This is a genomic window from Pseudarthrobacter sp. N5, assembly GCF_050157035.1.
Classification (GTDB): domain Bacteria; phylum Actinomycetota; class Actinomycetes; order Actinomycetales; family Micrococcaceae; genus Arthrobacter.
This window is the reverse complement of the sequence record NZ_CP189593.1, coordinates 1,870,646-1,887,190: the sequence shown is the minus strand read 5'-3', so window position 1 is coordinate 1,887,190 and position 16,545 is coordinate 1,870,646. Positions and strand designations below refer to the sequence as shown.

Annotated in this window: 14 protein-coding genes; 5 read left to right on the top strand and 9 right to left on the bottom strand. The window is 62.6% G+C overall.

Annotation, left to right across the window (positions count from 1 at the left end; genetic code table 11):
* Window positions 1–7: 7 nt before the first annotated feature.
* Window positions 8–1,399 carry a class II 3-deoxy-7-phosphoheptulonate synthase gene (locus ACQCST_RS09135; protein WP_426998940.1) on the bottom strand — a complete coding sequence of 464 codons (1,392 nt, stop codon included), beginning with the start codon at window positions 1,397–1,399 and terminating at the stop codon, window positions 8–10.
* A 66-nt stretch (window positions 1,400–1,465) separates the two neighbouring features.
* Window positions 1,466–2,263, bottom strand: a complete 798-nt coding sequence (locus tag ACQCST_RS09130) for a lysophospholipid acyltransferase family protein (RefSeq protein ID WP_426998939.1) — start codon at window positions 2,261–2,263, stop codon at window positions 1,466–1,468.
* 111 nt (window positions 2,264–2,374) lie between these two features.
* Between ACQCST_RS09130 and ACQCST_RS09125 the strand changes: the two genes are divergently transcribed.
* From ACQCST_RS09125 to ACQCST_RS09115, 3 genes are read left to right on the top strand one after another with little or no spacing between them, the layout of a single operon-like run.
* Entirely contained in the window at window positions 2,375–3,163 is a 789-nt protein-coding gene (locus ACQCST_RS09125) for an alpha/beta hydrolase (RefSeq protein WP_426998938.1), read from the top strand.
* Entirely contained in the window at window positions 3,160–3,975 is an 816-nt protein-coding gene (locus tag ACQCST_RS09120; protein WP_426998937.1) for an alpha/beta hydrolase, read from the top strand. The genes ACQCST_RS09125 and ACQCST_RS09120 overlap by 4 nt, the downstream gene beginning before the upstream one ends.
* Window positions 3,968–4,567: a hypothetical protein gene (locus ACQCST_RS09115; protein WP_426998936.1), complete on the top strand. Its 600-nt coding sequence runs from the start codon at window positions 3,968–3,970 to the stop codon at window positions 4,565–4,567. Before ACQCST_RS09120 ends, ACQCST_RS09115 begins: the two co-directional genes overlap by 8 nt.
* A gap of 17 nt (window positions 4,568–4,584) precedes the next feature.
* On the opposite strand, the gene ACQCST_RS09110 is transcribed toward ACQCST_RS09115, so the two are convergent.
* The gene (locus tag ACQCST_RS09110; RefSeq protein WP_426999129.1) at window positions 4,585–5,610 is read right to left on the bottom strand and encodes an ROK family glucokinase; all 1,026 of its coding nucleotides are present in this window, start codon (window positions 5,608–5,610) and stop codon (window positions 4,585–4,587) included.
* 241 nt (window positions 5,611–5,851) lie between these two features.
* Between ACQCST_RS09110 and ACQCST_RS09105 the strand changes: the two genes are divergently transcribed.
* Window positions 5,852–7,660: an AMP-dependent synthetase/ligase gene (locus ACQCST_RS09105; protein ID WP_426998935.1), complete on the top strand. Its 1,809-nt coding sequence runs from the start codon at window positions 5,852–5,854 to the stop codon at window positions 7,658–7,660.
* 71 nt (window positions 7,661–7,731) lie between these two features.
* On the opposite strand, the gene ACQCST_RS09100 is transcribed toward ACQCST_RS09105, so the two are convergent.
* Complete coding sequence (locus ACQCST_RS09100; protein ID WP_426998934.1) at window positions 7,732–9,162, bottom strand: MinD/ParA family ATP-binding protein; 1,431 nt, start codon at window positions 9,160–9,162, stop codon at window positions 7,732–7,734.
* A 112-nt stretch (window positions 9,163–9,274) separates the two neighbouring features.
* Complete coding sequence (locus tag ACQCST_RS09095; protein ID WP_426998933.1) at window positions 9,275–12,670, bottom strand: pyruvate carboxylase; 3,396 nt, start codon at window positions 12,668–12,670, stop codon at window positions 9,275–9,277.
* Between the two features lie 304 nt (window positions 12,671–12,974).
* On the opposite strand from ACQCST_RS09095, the gene ACQCST_RS09090 reads away from it, so the two are divergent.
* Window positions 12,975–13,796, top strand: a complete 822-nt coding sequence (locus tag ACQCST_RS09090; RefSeq protein WP_426998932.1) for a ParA family protein — start codon at window positions 12,975–12,977, stop codon at window positions 13,794–13,796.
* 115 nt (window positions 13,797–13,911) lie between these two features.
* On the opposite strand, the gene ACQCST_RS09085 is transcribed toward ACQCST_RS09090, so the two are convergent.
* The 4 genes from ACQCST_RS09085 to ACQCST_RS09070 all read right to left on the bottom strand — a co-directional run bounded on the left by ACQCST_RS09085 (window position 13,912) and on the right by ACQCST_RS09070 (window position 16,467).
* Window positions 13,912–14,508: a MerR family transcriptional regulator gene (locus ACQCST_RS09085; RefSeq protein WP_426998931.1), complete on the bottom strand. Its 597-nt coding sequence runs from the start codon at window positions 14,506–14,508 to the stop codon at window positions 13,912–13,914.
* Window positions 14,509–14,747: 239 nt separating this feature from the next.
* Window positions 14,748–15,251, bottom strand: coding sequence for a bifunctional nuclease family protein (locus ACQCST_RS09080; RefSeq protein WP_426998930.1), 504 nt, complete (start codon window positions 15,249–15,251; stop codon window positions 14,748–14,750).
* The gene (locus ACQCST_RS09075) at window positions 15,251–15,967 is read right to left on the bottom strand and encodes a MerR family transcriptional regulator (RefSeq protein WP_426998929.1); all 717 of its coding nucleotides are present in this window, start codon (window positions 15,965–15,967) and stop codon (window positions 15,251–15,253) included. Before ACQCST_RS09075 ends, ACQCST_RS09080 begins: the two co-directional genes overlap by 1 nt.
* Before the next feature lie 23 nt (window positions 15,968–15,990).
* On the bottom strand, window positions 15,991–16,467 hold the full coding sequence (locus tag ACQCST_RS09070; protein ID WP_426998928.1) for an FHA domain-containing protein: 477 nt from the start codon (window positions 16,465–16,467) through the stop codon (window positions 15,991–15,993).
* Window positions 16,468–16,545: the final 78 nt, after the last annotated feature.

Below are 16,545 nucleotides of genomic sequence, written 5' to 3'. Positions count from 1 at the left end.
CCAAGCTTCAGTTCTTGGAGAGGGCTCCGGCCACCAGGAAGGCCATCTCGAGGGACTGCATGTGGTTGAGCCGGGGATCGCACACGGACTCGTAGCGGTCCAGGAATGCTTCCTGGTCTACAGGATCTGCGCCACCCAGGCATTCGGCAACGTCGTCACCGGTCATTTCAACGTGCAGTCCACCCGGGATGGTGCCCAGGGCATGATGCACTTCGAAGAATCCACGCACTTCGTCAATGACGTCGTCGAAATTGCGTGTTTTGTAGCCGTTGGGTGAGGTGACAGTGTTTCCGTGCATGGGATCAGTCACCCAGAGCACCTGCGCACCTGAGTCTGTGACCTTCTCCACGAGGGCTGGAAGCTTTTCGCGGATATTTCCTGCGCCCATCCGGGTGATGAACGTGAGCCTGCCGGGTTCGCGGTTGGGATCAAGTTTTTCGATCAGCCGCAGGGCGTCGTCGCCGGTGGTGGACGGGCCCAGCTTGACACCGATCGGGTTGCGGACGCGCGAGAGGAAATCAATGTGTGCATGGTCCAGCTCACGGGTACGTTCGCCGATCCACAGGAAGTGGGCCGAAGTGTCGTAGGGGAACCCGGTGCGGGAATCGATGCGGGTCAGCGCGCGCTCGTAGTCCAGAAGCAGTGCCTCATGGCTGGCGAAGAATTCCACCCGTTTCAGCGCTTCGAAGTCCGCGCCGCAGGATGCCATGAATTTGATGGCCCGGTCGATGTCCCTGGCCAATGACTCGTAGCGCGCATGCGCCGGGTTTTCGGTGAAGCCCTTGTTCCAGTGGTGCACCAGGCGAAGGTCAGCGAAGCCGCCTTGTGTGAACGCCCGGATCAGGTTCAGGGTGGAAGCCGAGGTGTGGTAGGCCTTCAGCATCCTGCTGGCGTCGTGGCCCCGGGATTCCGGTGTGAATTCGTAGCCGTTGACGATGTCACCGCGGTATGCGGGGAGCGTGACGCCGTCGCGCGTTTCATCGTTGGAGGACCGCGGCTTGGCGAACTGGCCGGCCATGCGTCCCATTTTGATCACTGGCAGGGCCGCACCATAGGTGAGGACCACTGCCATCTGGAGGATGGTCTTGACCCGGGCGCTGATCTTGTCCGCGGTCGCGGCCTCAAATGTCTCTGCACAGTCGCCGCCTTGGAGCAGGAAGGCCTTACCCTGGGCGGCCGCGGCCAGTCGTTCGCGAAGCACGTCCACTTCACCGGCAAACACCAGCGGAGGAAGAACGGAGAGCTCGTGGACCGAGGCGTCGAAAACATTTTTGTCCTGCCAGCTCGGCTGCTGGGACACCGGCAAATCGCGCCAATCGTCCAGACCGGGATAGTCAGCGGCACCTCCCTGGGCAGTACTGGTCAGGGAGGAGGCAAATTTTGCAGATAGCTCAGTCACACTCTAAGACTAGTTCCCGCGACGGATATCGGAATACCAGTTCCGTCATTAGCCCTGCGAGTGGCGTCACACACTTCCAGTGCCCTGTTGCGAATCAGGTTCGGTTTCCTCGTTCGGCCCGGATTCCGGGACAGTCCCCGCCGCTTCGACGTCGGGTGCGGGGGCGTCCTTCTTGGCCGCATCCTTCCCCGCCAGCTGCAGTTTGACCACCGCCGCATAGTCATCCACGTATTCCTGGCCGGAGAGGCGCATCAGTTCGTACATGATCTCGTCCGTCACGGAACGCTGGACGAGGCGGTCCTCCTCCAGGCCCTGATACCTGCTGAAATCCAGGGGCGCCCCGAAGATCATGCCAATCCGCCGAATGTTGGGCATCCGCTTTCCGATGGGCTGCACCTTGTCCGTGCCGATCATCGCCACAGGGATCACTGGGACACCGGCCTGCAGTGCCAGCTTGGCAACCCCCACTTTCCCGCGGTAAAGGCGCGCATCCGGGCTGCGGGTTCCTTCGGGATAAATACCCAGCAGGCCACCATTTGTCAGCACATCCATGCCCGCGTTGAGGGAGACGGCGGATGCCGCCCCGCCGGAACGGTCCATCGGGAGCTGGTTGGTCATCCGGAAAAAGAGGGCGGTGAGTCTTCCCTTAAAGCCGGTGCCGGTGAAATATTCCGACTTCGCCAGGAATATAACGGGCCGGGGCACCATCAGGGGCATAAAAATCGAATCGGAGAATGACAAATGGTTGGACGCAATAATGGCGGCGCCTTCGGCAGGAACGTTGTCCAGTCCTTTGACCCAGGGCCGAAAAAGCAGCCGAAGAACCGGACCCAGGAAGATCCTTTTCATGACCCAATAGAACACGTGACAGACCTCTCCGGAAGGCAGCCGACCGGCTCTCCGTCGGGCCCGGCCAGCGATCCAATGCAACCCTACTCTAGTGAGATTTGTGCAGAACAGTGACACGATGGACTTATGACAGAAAGCAGCCCTCTGCCAACGCCTGCCGCTTTCAGCTACCCCGGGCACGGACCCAACTCTCGGACCGGCATCGCCATCTGCCATGGCTTCACGGGCAGCCCCCTGAGCGTCCTGCCCTGGGCCAGGTACTTGGCGGACCAGGGATTTGCGGTGTCAGTGCCGCTGTTACCGGGCCATGGTACGGATTGGACGCAGTTGGCCGGTTCCAGCTGGCATGAATGGCATGACGGCTTTGATCGCGCCTATCTTGAGTTGGCTGCCCGGACGGATGAAACGTTCGTCGCTGGACTTTCCATGGGGGGCGCCATCGCACTCCTTACTGCCTCCCGCCACCCGGTAAGCGGTGTCACCGTGGTGAACCCCGGGCTGAGCTTTTATGACCGCCGCGTCAGGATCATCGGCATCCTCAAATATTTCCAGCGGACCACGACGCCCGTCCAAGAGGACAACCCGACGTCGGCCATCACCCAGGACGGCGATTACTCCCGGACGCCACTGACGTCAGTCCATCAGCTCAAGAAGCTGTTCAATGCGGCCATCCGTGGTCTTCCGCAAGTTAAAGCGCCCGTTCTGGTCTTCAAATCGACCTTCGACGCCGTGGTACCGCCGTCATCCGTTGACCTGATCAGGGAGCGCCTTGGATCGTCCGGACTCGAGGTGCTGCCCTTACCCAACAGCGGACATGTGGCCACCCTTGATGTGGACGCCCCTGAAATTTTTGGGCGGTCCGCACAGTTCTTCCTGGAACACGCACACCACAATGCATCGTCGGAGACACCATGACAACGCTTCCCGATCACAGCCCATTCAGCAGCCCGTTCACCGGCCAGGGGCCAAGCGTGGGGGTGGTGCTCTCGCACGGCTTTACCGGCAGCCCGCAAGGTCTTCGCGGATGGGCCGAATCCCTGGCCGCAGCAGGATTCGCGGTCCGGATGCCCCTGCTGCCTGGCCACGGCACCACCTGGCAGGAGTTGGGTCGTACGCGCTGGCAGCAATGGCATGAGGCACTGGAGGCCGCCTACCTGGAGCTGGAGGCCGGATGCGATCACGTGTTCACGGCAGGGCTCTCCATGGGCGGTGCACTGGCGCTTCGTGTTGCCGCCACCCGTCCGGTTGCCGGCACCATTCTGGTGAACCCCGGCCTGGTCATTGATGATCCGCGCGCCCCGCTGGCCGGTGTGTTGAAATTTGTCCTCAAGAGCACCCCCGCGATCGCCAACGACATCCTGAAGCCCGGTATGGACGAGGGCGCCTATCCCCGGACACCCGTTGCCGCGGCGCATGAACTCCATAAAATGTTCAAGGACACCTTGAAGCTGCTACCGCAAATCACCGCGCCGGTTCGCGTGTTCCGTTCAACCGTGGACCATGTTGTTTCGGACTCGAGCATTGTGGCGCTCAGGCGCGGCCTGACCCATGCCCCGCTGCAGCTGAGCAAGCTCGAGAACAGTTATCACGTGGCCACCATGGACAACGACGCCGAGGAAATTTTCCGCGGGTCAGCAGACTTCATCAATGCTGTGCTCGCAGGATCCGCCGTCCCTGGCCCGGAACGCCCCGCTTCAGCCGCACTGAAGGGTAACGACGATGACTAGACCAGGTCCGGACTCTCCCGATCAGAGCGCGAACCAGGATGACGCCGTCTGGCTTGATCTTGTGTCGCGGCTGGAAGCTGACTCCCCTACGGACGCAACAAGCACAGACGCAGGCCCAGAAGCCATACCCGGACTCGCTCATGGGGATGGCGGGGGCGCCGGTCAGGTAATCCCGGGACATCCGGATGCTCCCGGCGTTTCGCGTTTCATGGATTTCGACCCGCTGGGACTTTCCCATGCCGCCCCCACCGAGCTCTCCGCCGGACAACGGCAGGCGGCAGCAGAACCGGCCGCCGCAACGGACCCGTCGTCGGGCCGTGACGGTCCCAGGGACTACGGGGTGGAGGACGACGACGGCGCTTTTGTGCCTGAGGAGCCGCCGAGCCTGTCCGGCACAGACCCCCTGACCATGCTTGCCTGGCTGGGTGCTGGGGGCGGACCCGTAGCCTTGGTGCTGTCCGCCATGTTCTGGCGTTCAGCGCCGCTGATGGCCATTCTGGGGATCGTTACGGCATTTGTTGCGTCGGTGATTTACCTGATCATGAAGTTGCCCCAGGAAAAGGACGAGAACGACGACGGCGCCCGGGTCTGAGGCGCAGTCAAGCCGTCTCAGCTGTGCATGCGGCTGCTCACGCGGGACAGATCGGCTGCGCCTATGAGCCCGGCATTTGGACCCAGGGCGGCGAGTTCGATCGCGGCCGCCGGACGGAATCCGCGCCCCGTGAGATTTCTGCCGAACGCCTTGCGCGCAGGTTTCACCAGCAAGTCCCCCGCGGCGCACAGGCCGCCGCCAATCACAAACATTCCGGGGTCCAGGGCAGCTGCCAGATTGGCCAACCCCAGTCCGAGCCATTCGCCCACCTCTTCGAGCAATTCCGTGGAAGCGGCGTCACCGGCGATTGCCAGCTCGGTCACGATCGCTCCCGTGATCCGGGCGGCGTCACCGTCAACCGCCTTCAGTAACTCCTGGGCCACCGGCGAATTTGCCAGCGCAAGGATCCTGGCTTCCCGGCCCAGCGCATTTCCCGACGCGTATTGTTCCCAGCAGCCACGATTGCCACATTCACAACGGTGCCCGCCGGGCATGATGATCTGGTGGCCGAACTCGCCGGCCACCCCGAACCTTCCACGCTCCAGGCGCCCGTCCATCACCATGGCCCCGCCGATTCCGGTTCCAAGGGTGATGCAGACCAGCCGGTCCTGTCCCCTACCTGCCCCGAATCGCCATTCCGCCCAGCCGGCGGCGTCGGCGTCGTTGGTCAAAAGCACCGGACGCCGGAGCAGCCGCTGCAGGTTTTCCCTCAGCGGTTCATGACGCCAGGCCAAGTGCGGGCTGAAAAGCACAGTGCCGCCGTCCAGGTCCATCCACCCGGCTGCCCCGATACCCACGGACCAGATCCTGTGACCCCTGCCCAGCTCTGCTACGAGCTCGACGATCACCTGTTCAACCGCCCGCGGATTGGTGCCGGGGGTGGAGCGTCGGGCCTCATCGAGGATCCTGCCGTCGGCGTCCACCACCCCTGCCGCCACTTTGGTGCCGCCGATGTCTATCCCGATTGCCAGGCCTTTGCGTCCCAGCCGGAGGTGTTCCCGGAAACCATCGCTGCCGGGGCCGCCGGCCTGGATCCGGTTCATTCTGCGGCGCCAGGCGGCTGCCCTGGGTCGGGGCGCGGGCTGGTCGCTGGACAGGGGTGAATACATAATTTCCCATTCTAGGCGCCCATCGCACACCCTGTTTGATAAGCGAAAATTAGCCGATACAGCGTGCTTGGCCGTAAAGTTACTCGCCAGTAGGTAAGATTCAGCACACCTCCGCATATGGCGTACTAGTGTTAGAGCTACCCTGTGCGGGTCTATGGATATCAAAGGAGCTATCGTGCGCGAATTCAGTGTTCCGCCCCTGGTGAACGTACCGCCGGAAACCAACATCACGGATCTGCTGGTCCGTCAGGCAGCCAAGGCAAACAACCCCGCACTGTTTTCACGGCTGGATGCGTCGGGCCAGTGGAAGGACATTACCGCCAAGGATTTCCTGGCGGATGTGTCTGTCCTGGCAAAAGGCCTGATGGCGAGTGGCGTGGGTGTAGGGGACCGCGTGGGAATCATGTCCCGGACCCGCTATGAGTGGGCACTCATTGACTTCGCCATCTGGTTCGCCGGCGCCATCTCCGTTCCCATTTACGAGACCTCCTCCCCGTCCCAGGTTGCCTGGAATCTCGGTGATTCCGGTGCCGTGGCCGCTTTCGGCGAAGCCGCCCACCATGAGGACATGATCCGGCAGGCCGCAACTACGGAAGGGCTCACTGCGCTCAAGCACGTATGGCAGCTCGAAGGCGGCGGACTTGACGCCGTCCGCTCGGCCGGAACCGGCGTGAGTGACAGTGACCTCGAGGCTCGACGCAGCACCGCCAACCTCAGCGATGTGGCCACCATCATCTATACCTCCGGAACCACGGGACGCCCCAAAGGCTGCGAGCTCACCCACGGCAACTTTGTTGAGCTCTCGGAAAACGCACTGGCGTTGCTCGGGGACGTAGTCAACGAGCACGCGAAAACCATCATGTTCCTGCCGCTGGCACATGTGTTTGCACGGTTCATCTCCGTGCTGGCCGTCGCAGCTGGCGCAACCGTGGCACACACACCCGACATCAAGAATCTCCTGGCCGATCTCCAGAGCTATCAGCCAACGTTCATCCTGGCCGTTCCGCGCGTCTTCGAAAAGGTCTACAACTCTGCATTGACCAAGGCAGAGGACGGCGGCAAGGGCGCGATTTTCCACAAGGCTGCAGACACCGCCATAGAGTACTCGCGTGCCATGCAGGACGGCCACATAGGGCTCGGCCTGAAGCTCAGGCACGCCTTGTTCGACAAACTGGTCTACGGGAAACTCCGCGCGGCCATGGGTGGTCACGTGGCACATGCGGTGTCCGGAGGCGGGCCCCTCGGCGAGCGGCTGGGCCACTTCTTCCACGGCATCGGCCTGCAGATCCTGGAGGGCTACGGACTGACCGAGACCACCGCGCCCATCTCCGTCAACACACCGGCGCTGATAAAGATTGGCAGCGTTGGTGCCCCGCTACCCGGCAACGCCGTGAGAATCGCCGACGACGGTGAGATCCTCGCCAAGGGCGTGTGCGTCATGCGCGGCTACTACAAGCGCGAGGACCTCACTGCCGAAACATTCCTGGACGGCTGGTTCCGCACCGGTGACATCGGCCAGCTGGATGAGGAGGGCGTCCTCAGCATTACGGGCCGCAAGAAGGAAATCATCGTCACTGCCAGCGGCAAGAATGTGGTTCCGGCACTGCTCGAAGACCAGATCCGCGCCGATGCGCTGATCTCCCAGGTACTGGTGGTGGGAGACAACCGCCCGTTCATCGGCGCCTTGGTCACGCTGGATGAGGAGGCGCTCCCCGGCTGGCTGCAGCGTCATGGCCTGCCGGCATCAACCTCACTCAACAATGCCACGGGCAACGCCGTCGTCAAGGCAGCTGTCCAGGACCTCATCACGCACGCGAACCAGTCCGTGTCCAAGGCAGAGGCCATCAAGTCCTTCCGGATCGTTCCCGCGGACTTCACCGAGGCTTCGGGGCACCTCACGCCATCGATGAAGGTCAAGCGGGCACAGGTGATGAAGGACTTCGACGCCGTCATCGATGAAATGTACGCCGCTCCCCGCACCTGAGCTTTGCCGGCGGTTGGCCGGTAAATATGCGGGGGTCCTTCCGGCATCAGCCGGAAGGACCCATTCGTTCGTCAGGCCTGCTGGAGCTCGTCCACCACCAGCGCAGCGAGTTCCACCGCGGCGGCCTTGGTGGCAGGCTTCAACTGGCGCAGGTCAATCCGCGAGCCTTCGGCAAGATGCCGGTCGTGTGGAATCCGGACAACGTTCCTGACCCGTGACAGGAAGTGCTGCTCGATCTCGTCGATGTTGACGAGGGTTCCCTCACCGGCGGCCATGTTGATGACCACCGTGGCCCGTGCCACCAGGTCCCGTCGGCCGTGCGCCTCCAGCCAGGACAGTGTCTCGGAGGCGAGCCGGGCTTCATCCACGCTGCCACCGGATACCAGCACCACTGCATCGGCCTTTTCCAGTGTTCCCTTCATGACCGAGTGGACCATGCCCGTGCCGGAGTCCGTAAGCACGATGGAATAGTAGCGGCCCAGGATGTCCGTCACGGCCCGGTAGTCGGCATCATCAAAGGCATGCGCCACCATGGGATCTGTGTCCGAGGCCAGCACATCCAGCCGTGAGCCGTCGCGGGCCGTGTAATTGGAGAGCTGCGCGAACGAGTTGACCGTAAAGCGGTCCCTGACCAACTGGCGGGCGGTGAAGTCCGCACGGCCCGGCGAACGGTCCGAGAGCGTGCCGCGGTCCGGGTTGGCATCCATGGCAATCACGCGGTCTTCGCGGAGATCTGCAAGGACCATGCCCAGAAGAGTGGTGACCGTGGTTTTCCCCACACCACCCTTGCGGGACAGCACCGGCACATAGCGGGTCCGCTCCCCCAGACGCAACGCAATCCGATGCTCCATGGCCCGCTGGATCCGGACCTTGTCAGAGTCCCCCACATTGACGTTGCCAAACGTCGCACGGAACAGCCACAAGCGCCAGCCACCGGCCGGAGGTGCCGCTTTTTTGTTCAGCAGGCGGTCCGCGGTGAGCGCGGCGGCTGGCTCTGGGCCCTCAGCGCGGTCGCGCCGTTCACTGAACTGCGCCCCGTCCGCCGCGCCCACGTCGGCTGCTTCCTGCTGCGCCTTTGCTGGTTCCGGCTCTGCACCCGGAGCGTCCGGTGTGCCAACAGGGCTCCATCCGCCTTCCGGTTCAAAAACTCCGGCCGTGACGTGCGGCCTGCTCGTCTCCGGGGCCTGCGGCACGGACAACGAAGAGAATGCGGAGAGCGAATCTGCCGAGGTACGGTCCTGGGCATCGGAAACCGTGACAACACTGATTTCCTCCGACGCCGGGACTGGAAGCTGTTCGGCCTCAGGGACGCGCTCAGTTACGGACTCCGTGCTTGGCCCCGTCCCTGTCTCCGTCCCTGTCTCCGTGCCGGGCTGTTGCTCCGTGCCGGCCGCCGCCGCAAGCTCTTCCGCGGGCAAGGCAACGTCTTTGGTCTCCGGATCTGCCGCGCTGGGTTTCCGGGCAGGCCGTGGCGTGGGCTTGGGCGTATTCGTCTGCGTCATGGCTCCCGCTCGATGGAATAAACGCTTTGGGGGCCGGCTTCCGCCGCCCCCCGACAGACTTCAGTCAGCACCTAGCCTAGCGCGTACTGCCCGATTCGAGGCTTTGGATGGCCTATTCGACCACCAGCAGCAGATCCCCGCCCTGGACCTGCTCCACGGCGGATATTGCCAGCCGGGATACCGTTCCAGCCAAGGGAGTGGTGATCGAGGCCTCCATCTTCATGGCTTCGATGGTGGCGACAGTATCGCCGGCATTGACGGTGTCCCCCGGCTTTACCGTCATTGTCACTGCCCCGGCGAACGGTGCGGCAACGTGGCCAGGCTGGGAAGGATCGGCCTTTTCGGCAGCCTTGACGTTGCTGACCACCGACCGGTCACGGACCACCACGGGCCTCGACTGGCCGTTAAGCGTGCACATCACCGCACGCATGCCCTTCTCGTCGGGTTCTGAGACAGCCTCCAGGGATGCAATCAGACGGACTCCCTTACCGAGCTGGATGATGTGCTCTTCGCCGCGCTGTAGGCCATAGAGGTAGTCCCTTGTGTCCAGCACGGAGAGATTGCCATAGGTTTCCACACTCTTAAGGTAGTCCTTGGTGGGGCCTTCAAAAAGGAGGCGGTTGAGCGTCTGCTGGCGGGTCTTGGAATCGCCCTGCAGCGCAGCGCTGTCTTCAGCACTGAGTTCCGCGTCACGGATCTTGATGCTGCGCCCCTGCAAGGCCTTGGTGCGGAATGGTTCCGGCCAGCCTCCGGGAGGATCGCCGAGCTCACCTGAGAGAAATCCGATGACCGAATCGGGGATGTCGTAGTTCTGGGGATTCTCATTGAAGTCAGCGGGATCCGCGTTCAGCCCAACCAGGTGAAGGGCGAGGTCACCCACCACTTTGGAGGACGGTGTCACTTTCACGAGGCGTCCCAGGATTCGGTCCGCTGCCGTGTACATGTCCTCGATCGCCTCGAAGCGTTCACCCAGGCCAAGAGCCATGGCCTGTTGCCTGAGATTAGAAAGCTGCCCGCCCGGAATCTCATGCTGGTACACCCGCCCTGTGGGGCCCGGCAGCCCTGACTCGAAGGGCGCGTAGACACGGCGCACCGCTTCCCAATAAGGCTCCAGCGAGCTCACACTTGCCAGGCTGAGTCCGGTGTCGCGCGGGGTGTGCGCCAGCGCCGCCACAAGCGCTGAGGCCGACGGCTGGCTGGTGGTGCCGGCCAGGGACGCGGAAGCAACATCCACGGCATCCACACCTGCGTCTACGGCCGCGAGGAGCGTTGCCAGCTGGCCGCCTGCGGTGTCGTGGGTGTGCAGGTGGACCGGAAGGTCGAACCGCTCGCGGAGAGCCGCCACCAGCTTGGCTGCGGCTGCCGGACGGAGCAACCCGGCCATGTCCTTGATGGCGAGGATGTGGGCACCGGCGTCCACGATCTTCTGGGCGAGGCCCAGGTAGTAGTCCAGCGTGTATAGCTTTTCGTCCGGATCCAGCATGTCGCCGGTGTAACAGAGCGCCACTTCGGCGATGGCGGTACCGGTGGCCCGGACTGCCCGGATAGCAGGTGCCATCTGGTTGACGTCGTTGAGGGCATCAAAAATACGGAAAATATCAATTCCCGTGGCAGCCGCTTCGTTCACGAATGCCACGGTCACTTCTTCCGGGTACGGTGTGTAGCCAACCGTGTTGCGCCCGCGGAGCAGCATCTGCAGGCAGATGTTGGGCAGGGCCTTCCGCAGCGCGGCAAGCCGGTCCCACGGATCTTCCCCCAGGAAGCGCAGAGCGACGTCATACGTGGCACCGCCCCAGGCCTCCACCGAGAGGAGCTGTGGCAGGAGCGAGGATACGGCCGGGCCCGCAGCCACGAGATCTCGGGTCCGGACCCGCGTGGCAAGCAGGGACTGGTGGGCATCGCGGAAAGTGGTGTCCGTGACTGCAACGGCGGTCTGCTCGCGGAGAGACTTCGCGAAACTTTCGGGACCGAGTTCCAGAAGCCGCTGGCGCGAGCCGGGCGGCGGTTCGGTCTCCGTTGCCGCAGGGAGCTTGGCTGCAGGATCGGAATGCACCATAAGTTCACCATTGGGCTTGTTCACGGTGACCTCGGCCAGCCAGGTCAGCAGCTTGGTGCCACGGTCGGCAGAAACGCGGGATTTCAGCAGCTCAGGGCGTTCGTCAATGAAGGACGTGGAGACATCACCGGCAATGAAGCTGGGATCGTCCAGGACGGCCTGAAGGAACGAAATGTTGGTAGACACGCCACGGATACGGAACTCAGCCAGGCCACGGCGCGCCCGGGCCACGGCAGCAGGATAGTCGCGGCCCCGGCAGGTAAGTTTTACCAGCATCGAGTCAAAGTGCGGGCTGATTTCGGCACCCGAGTAAACTGTTCCGCCGTCGAGCCTTACGCCGGCCCCGCCGGCCGAACGGTAACCGGTGATCTTGCCGACGTCGGGCCGGAAACCGTTGGCGGGGTCTTCGGTGGTGATGCGGCACTGCAACGCTGCGCCCCTGACCTGGACGGACTCTTGGGACAGCCCAAGGTCCGCGAGTGTCTCACCAGCAGCAATGCGCAGCTGCGCCTGCACAAGGTCAACATCGGTGATCTCTTCCGTGATGGTGTGCTCCACCTGGATACGGGGATTCATTTCGATAAAGACGTGCTGCCCGGCGCGTTCCCCCACGGTGTCGACGAGGAACTCGACCGTACCGGCGTTGACATAGTTCAGCGCCTTGGCGAACTTAACTGCATCGCGGTATAGGGCCTGCCGGATACCTTCATCCAGATTGGGTGCAGGGGCAATTTCGATGACCTTCTGGTGCCGGCGCTGGATGGAGCAGTCCCGTTCGAAGAGATGCATGACGTTGCCCTCGGCATCGGCCAGAATCTGGACTTCGATGTGACGGGGCCGGAGCACAGCCTGCTCTAGGAACATGGTGGGATCACCGAACGCCGCATCAGCTTCCCGCATTGCTGCGTTCAGCGCTTCCGGGAGCCCTTCGCGTGTGTCAACACGGCGCATGCCGCGGCCACCGCCGCCGGCAACCGCCTTGGCAAAGATCGGGAAGCCGATGACATCCGCAGCTGCAATCAGTTCGTCCACGTCTTTGGACGGCGGGCTGGAATTCAATACCGGAACTCCGGCCTTGCGGGCTGCCTCAAGAGCGGCAACCTTGTTGCCTGCAAGTTCCAGGACCTCGGCCGGAGGGCCCACAAAGGTGATGCCCGCAGCCGCTGCGGCGCGTGCAAGATCCGGGTTCTCCGAGAGGAAGCCGTAGCCGGGGTAGATGGCGTCGGCACCGGATTCCTTAGCCACCCGCACAACTTCGTCAACATCCAGGTAAGCGCGGACGGGATGGCCCTCTTCACCGATCAGATATGCCTCGTCGGCTTTCTGGCGGTGGATCGAGTTGCGGTCCTCGTGAGGAAACACGGCAACGGTCTTTGCGCCCAGCTCATAGGCGGCGCGGAAGGCGCGGATTGCGATTTCACCGCGGTTGGCAACCAGAATCTTGGAAAACATACTTCTCCTGCATCATTGCGGGTGTGTCGGTAAGTGGTCACAGTGTCTAAGACCGGCACCCGGAAACACAAATCATTGTGGCCACCATCACAGAATTATCCGTCATGTCCGCTGCACAATCATGCACCCTGCAGCCCTGTCTCCGGGAGCGAAGTCTGATCAGCCATGCCCATTCCGGATAAGGCAGGTTTCAGGGCTGCGTCAACATATGATGATTGGGGTGGCGCAAGCCCGCCCTGTTCCGGCAGCGCCGGAGCGCAAACTACCCCAACACGGCAACCGGCGTTAGGTATTGGTTTTTCAATTGCAAGTAGTCAGCATCAGCAGCCTCAAAGGCGGGGTCGGCAAGACATCCGTCACCACCGGATTGGCGTCTGCGGCGCTGGCCGCCGGAATCCCCACTCTCGTGGTGGATCTCGATCCCCATGCGGACGCGAGCACGGCCCTTGGCGTGCAGCCTCGGGACCAGCTGGACATCGGCAGGATGCTCAAGAACCCGCGCAAGTACCGGTTGGCTGAGAACGTGGTGCAAAGCGGCTGGGTTGAGCGGGCGGACCAGAACGGCCGGGGCCCGGCTGTACTGGACGTGGCAGTGGGCTCCGCCTACACCGGAATCTATGACCGCCCCGATCTTGGCCGCCGCGATCTCCGCCGGCTGTCCGCTGTCCTCGCCGGTACGGACAAGTACCAGCTGGTCCTTATCGACTGCCCGCCGTCATTGAACGGCCTGACACGGATAGCCTGGTCCGCCAGCGACAAAGTCACTCTCGTGGCGGAGCCCGGCCTGTTCTCCGTAGCAGGAACTGAACGCACCATGCGAGCGATCCAGCTGTTCAGACAAGAGTTTGCGCCCCACCTTTCGCCCGCGGGCATCGTTGCCAACCGCGTGCGCAGTGGCTCGTCCGAGCACACCTTCCGGCTGGCCGAAATGACGTCCATGTTCGGCGAACTTCTCCTCGAACCCCATATTCCAGAGCAGGCCAACTGGCAGCAGATCCAAGGTGCGGCACATTCGGTACACCATTGGCCGGGAGACTCCGCCAAAACGACAGCTGCCCTCTTCGATGCGTTGTTGGGCAACCTGATGGCCACCGGCAGCACCATGCGCAGCCGCAGCCAACGCTGATACCCCGCGCAACGGACCGTGCTCCCGTCAAGCAGGCTGCTTGACAACTGAACGCCTTGACAACAGAAAGGCCGTCTTCCGTGAGGAAGACGGCCTTCGACATCTCAGGCTGAAGTCAGCCGATCTTGCGGGCGGCACGGCGCTTGCTAAGTTCGTCATCCGGAAATGACTGATGCACAACATGCTCGCTGGGAAGCGACGCCAGGCTTCCTTCCACTTCACGCCACACACGCCCCACGGCGATGCCAAACACACCTTGTCCGCCCTGGACAAGGTCAATGACTTCATCAGCCGAAGTACATTCGTAAACACTTGCGCCGTCGCTCATCAGCGTAATCTGGGCAAGATCCTCAACACCGCGTTCGCGGAGGTGCTCCACAGCCGAGCGGATCTGCTGCAGTGAAACACCCGTGTCCAGCAGCCGCTTGACCACTTTGAGAACAAGGATGTCGCGGAAACCGTAAAGGCGCTGCGAGCCGGAGCCGGCTGCACCCCGTACTGCGGGCTCCACCAGGCCCGTCCGTGCCCAATAGTCCAGCTGGCGGTACGTGATGCCGGCAGCCTTGCATGCCGTGGGGCCACGATAGCCCGCGTCTTCATCCAGCACGGGAAGATCCTCCGTGAAGAGGAGGCCCTGGGCACCGCTCGCGGGCACAGCAACAGCTGCCGTTGAGGGCTGCTTCAGCTCGCCTGCTTCGCCTTTCGGACTCACGTGGATCCTCCTTGTCATAAGCTCCCCTGAGGAAGTTGCACCAACAGCCAGCGGGGAAGAAAACTCACCGGTGTAATTCAGCCGCATTGCACTTTCCAGTGTGACCCGCGCGGCTGTTGTGCGCAATGGGAACTTGGTACCTTCGACGTTAGGCCTGCAGCGGTCCAAGGTCAAAGACGTTCACGGCATTGCGTGGGCGTGTCGAAACTTTCAGCCTCAACCTTAACCTTAACGTGACCTCAGCCGTCGAAATCTTCCGGCTCAACGTCGTCGAGAAACTCACGGAATCGCCTGAGCTCACGCTCTTCGTCCGCTGTGGGGCCCGGCTCTGTGTCCTCACCGTCATCATGTTCGGTGATTCGGACGCCGGCCTCGTCCATGACCGCATCAGCGCACCAGATCCGGCACTTCGCCCGCAGTGCAACAGCCAGGGCGTCAGATGCCCTGGAGCTGACTGTCGTGCCGTTTTCGAACTGCAGCTGGCCATAGAAAATGTTGTCTTCCACAGCCACGATATTGACGCTGACTATGGAATGGCCCAGGGACTCCACTACGTCGACCATCAAGTCGTGAGTCATGGGCCGTGGAGGCACCACACCCTGCTGAGCCAGGGCAATCGCACTTGCCTCCGGTGTTCCGATCCAAATCGGCACATGGCGTTCCCCGTTGATTTCACGCAGCAGCACCAGGGGCTGGTTGGACGGCAGCTCGATCCGGACGCCCACAATCTCGACTTCGATCATCAGATGTCCATACGCGAAATATGGTCCTGCACCAGTGCGCGGTGCAAGGTCAGGCACAGATCGCTGATTTCGCGGGCCGCCTCAGCTGCGCGCGCATGGGAAGCGGAGTCCTTCCGTGAAGTCAGGGTCGAAACCGCACGCTCCACGAGTCCGAACTCGCGCTCCGCGGCAGCCTGGAACGGCCGAAGGTGCCGCGGCTCAAGTCCATGACTTTCAAGCTGGACGCACGCACGGGCAACCTGCAATGCATGCTCGTCGAAGGTGCCGTTGACGTGGCCAATGAGTCCGAAGCTCAACAACGACTGGAGAAGGGGAACACTGGCACCGGATTCGGTACGCAACTGCTCTTCGCTGAGCTTCCGGGCACGGCTTTGAAGCTCGGCCGCAAGTTCGTCCGAGACAATCCTCGGAGAGACAGTGACGCCCGGGGGGAGGTTCTCCGGACGCTCTCCACGATCGATCGCATCGAGGTAGTCCTTAATGACCTTCAGTGGCAGGTACTGGTCACGTTGGAGCGCGAGGACAAACCGGAGGCGTTCAACGTCGCTGCCCGCGTACTGGCGGTAGCCTGCAGGTGTCCGGCGTGGGTTGATGAGGCCCTTTTCTTCAAGGAACCTGATTTTGGACGCCGTCATGCTCGGGAAGTCGTCGCTCAATTGAGCCAATACTTCTCCGATGTTCAGGACCTGGGGTCCACGCCGTTCCGGTTGAGCCATTGCCACAGGCATCCGCCCCGGGATCAGGCGTTGCCTGCTGCGCGAGCAGGACTCAGATAGAAGGTAAGCCGGAATTTTCCGATCTGGACTTCGTTGCCGGACTTCAATTCCACGCTGTCCACGCGGTCGTGGTTGACGTAGGTACCGTTGAGGCTGCCCGTGTCCACAACTTCAAAACTCCTGGACGTCCGACGGAATTCGACATGGCGTCGCGAGACTGTGACGTCGTCGAGGAAGACTTCGGCGTCGGGGTGGCGGCCTGCGGTGGTAACGTCCGAGTCGAGCAGAAACCGGGCGCCTGTGTTCGGCCCGGAGTGCGCCACCAGAAGCGCCGATCCCGAAGGCAATGCCTCAACCGCTGCCCGCTCTTCCCGAGAAAGCCTAGGCGCGATGGAAGGCTCGTCATCAACGGGAGTGAGGTTGATCGAGGTTGTTTCCGAAGCCTTGGCTCCACCCATGCCGTCATTGCCATTGCTGTGGACGTGTTCGCCGCCAACCATGGGTTCCTCCTCTTCCGCTGCAGATGTCCCTTCTGCAATCAACGCATGTCGTCCGGAAAAGTCTGGCAGATCCGGTTG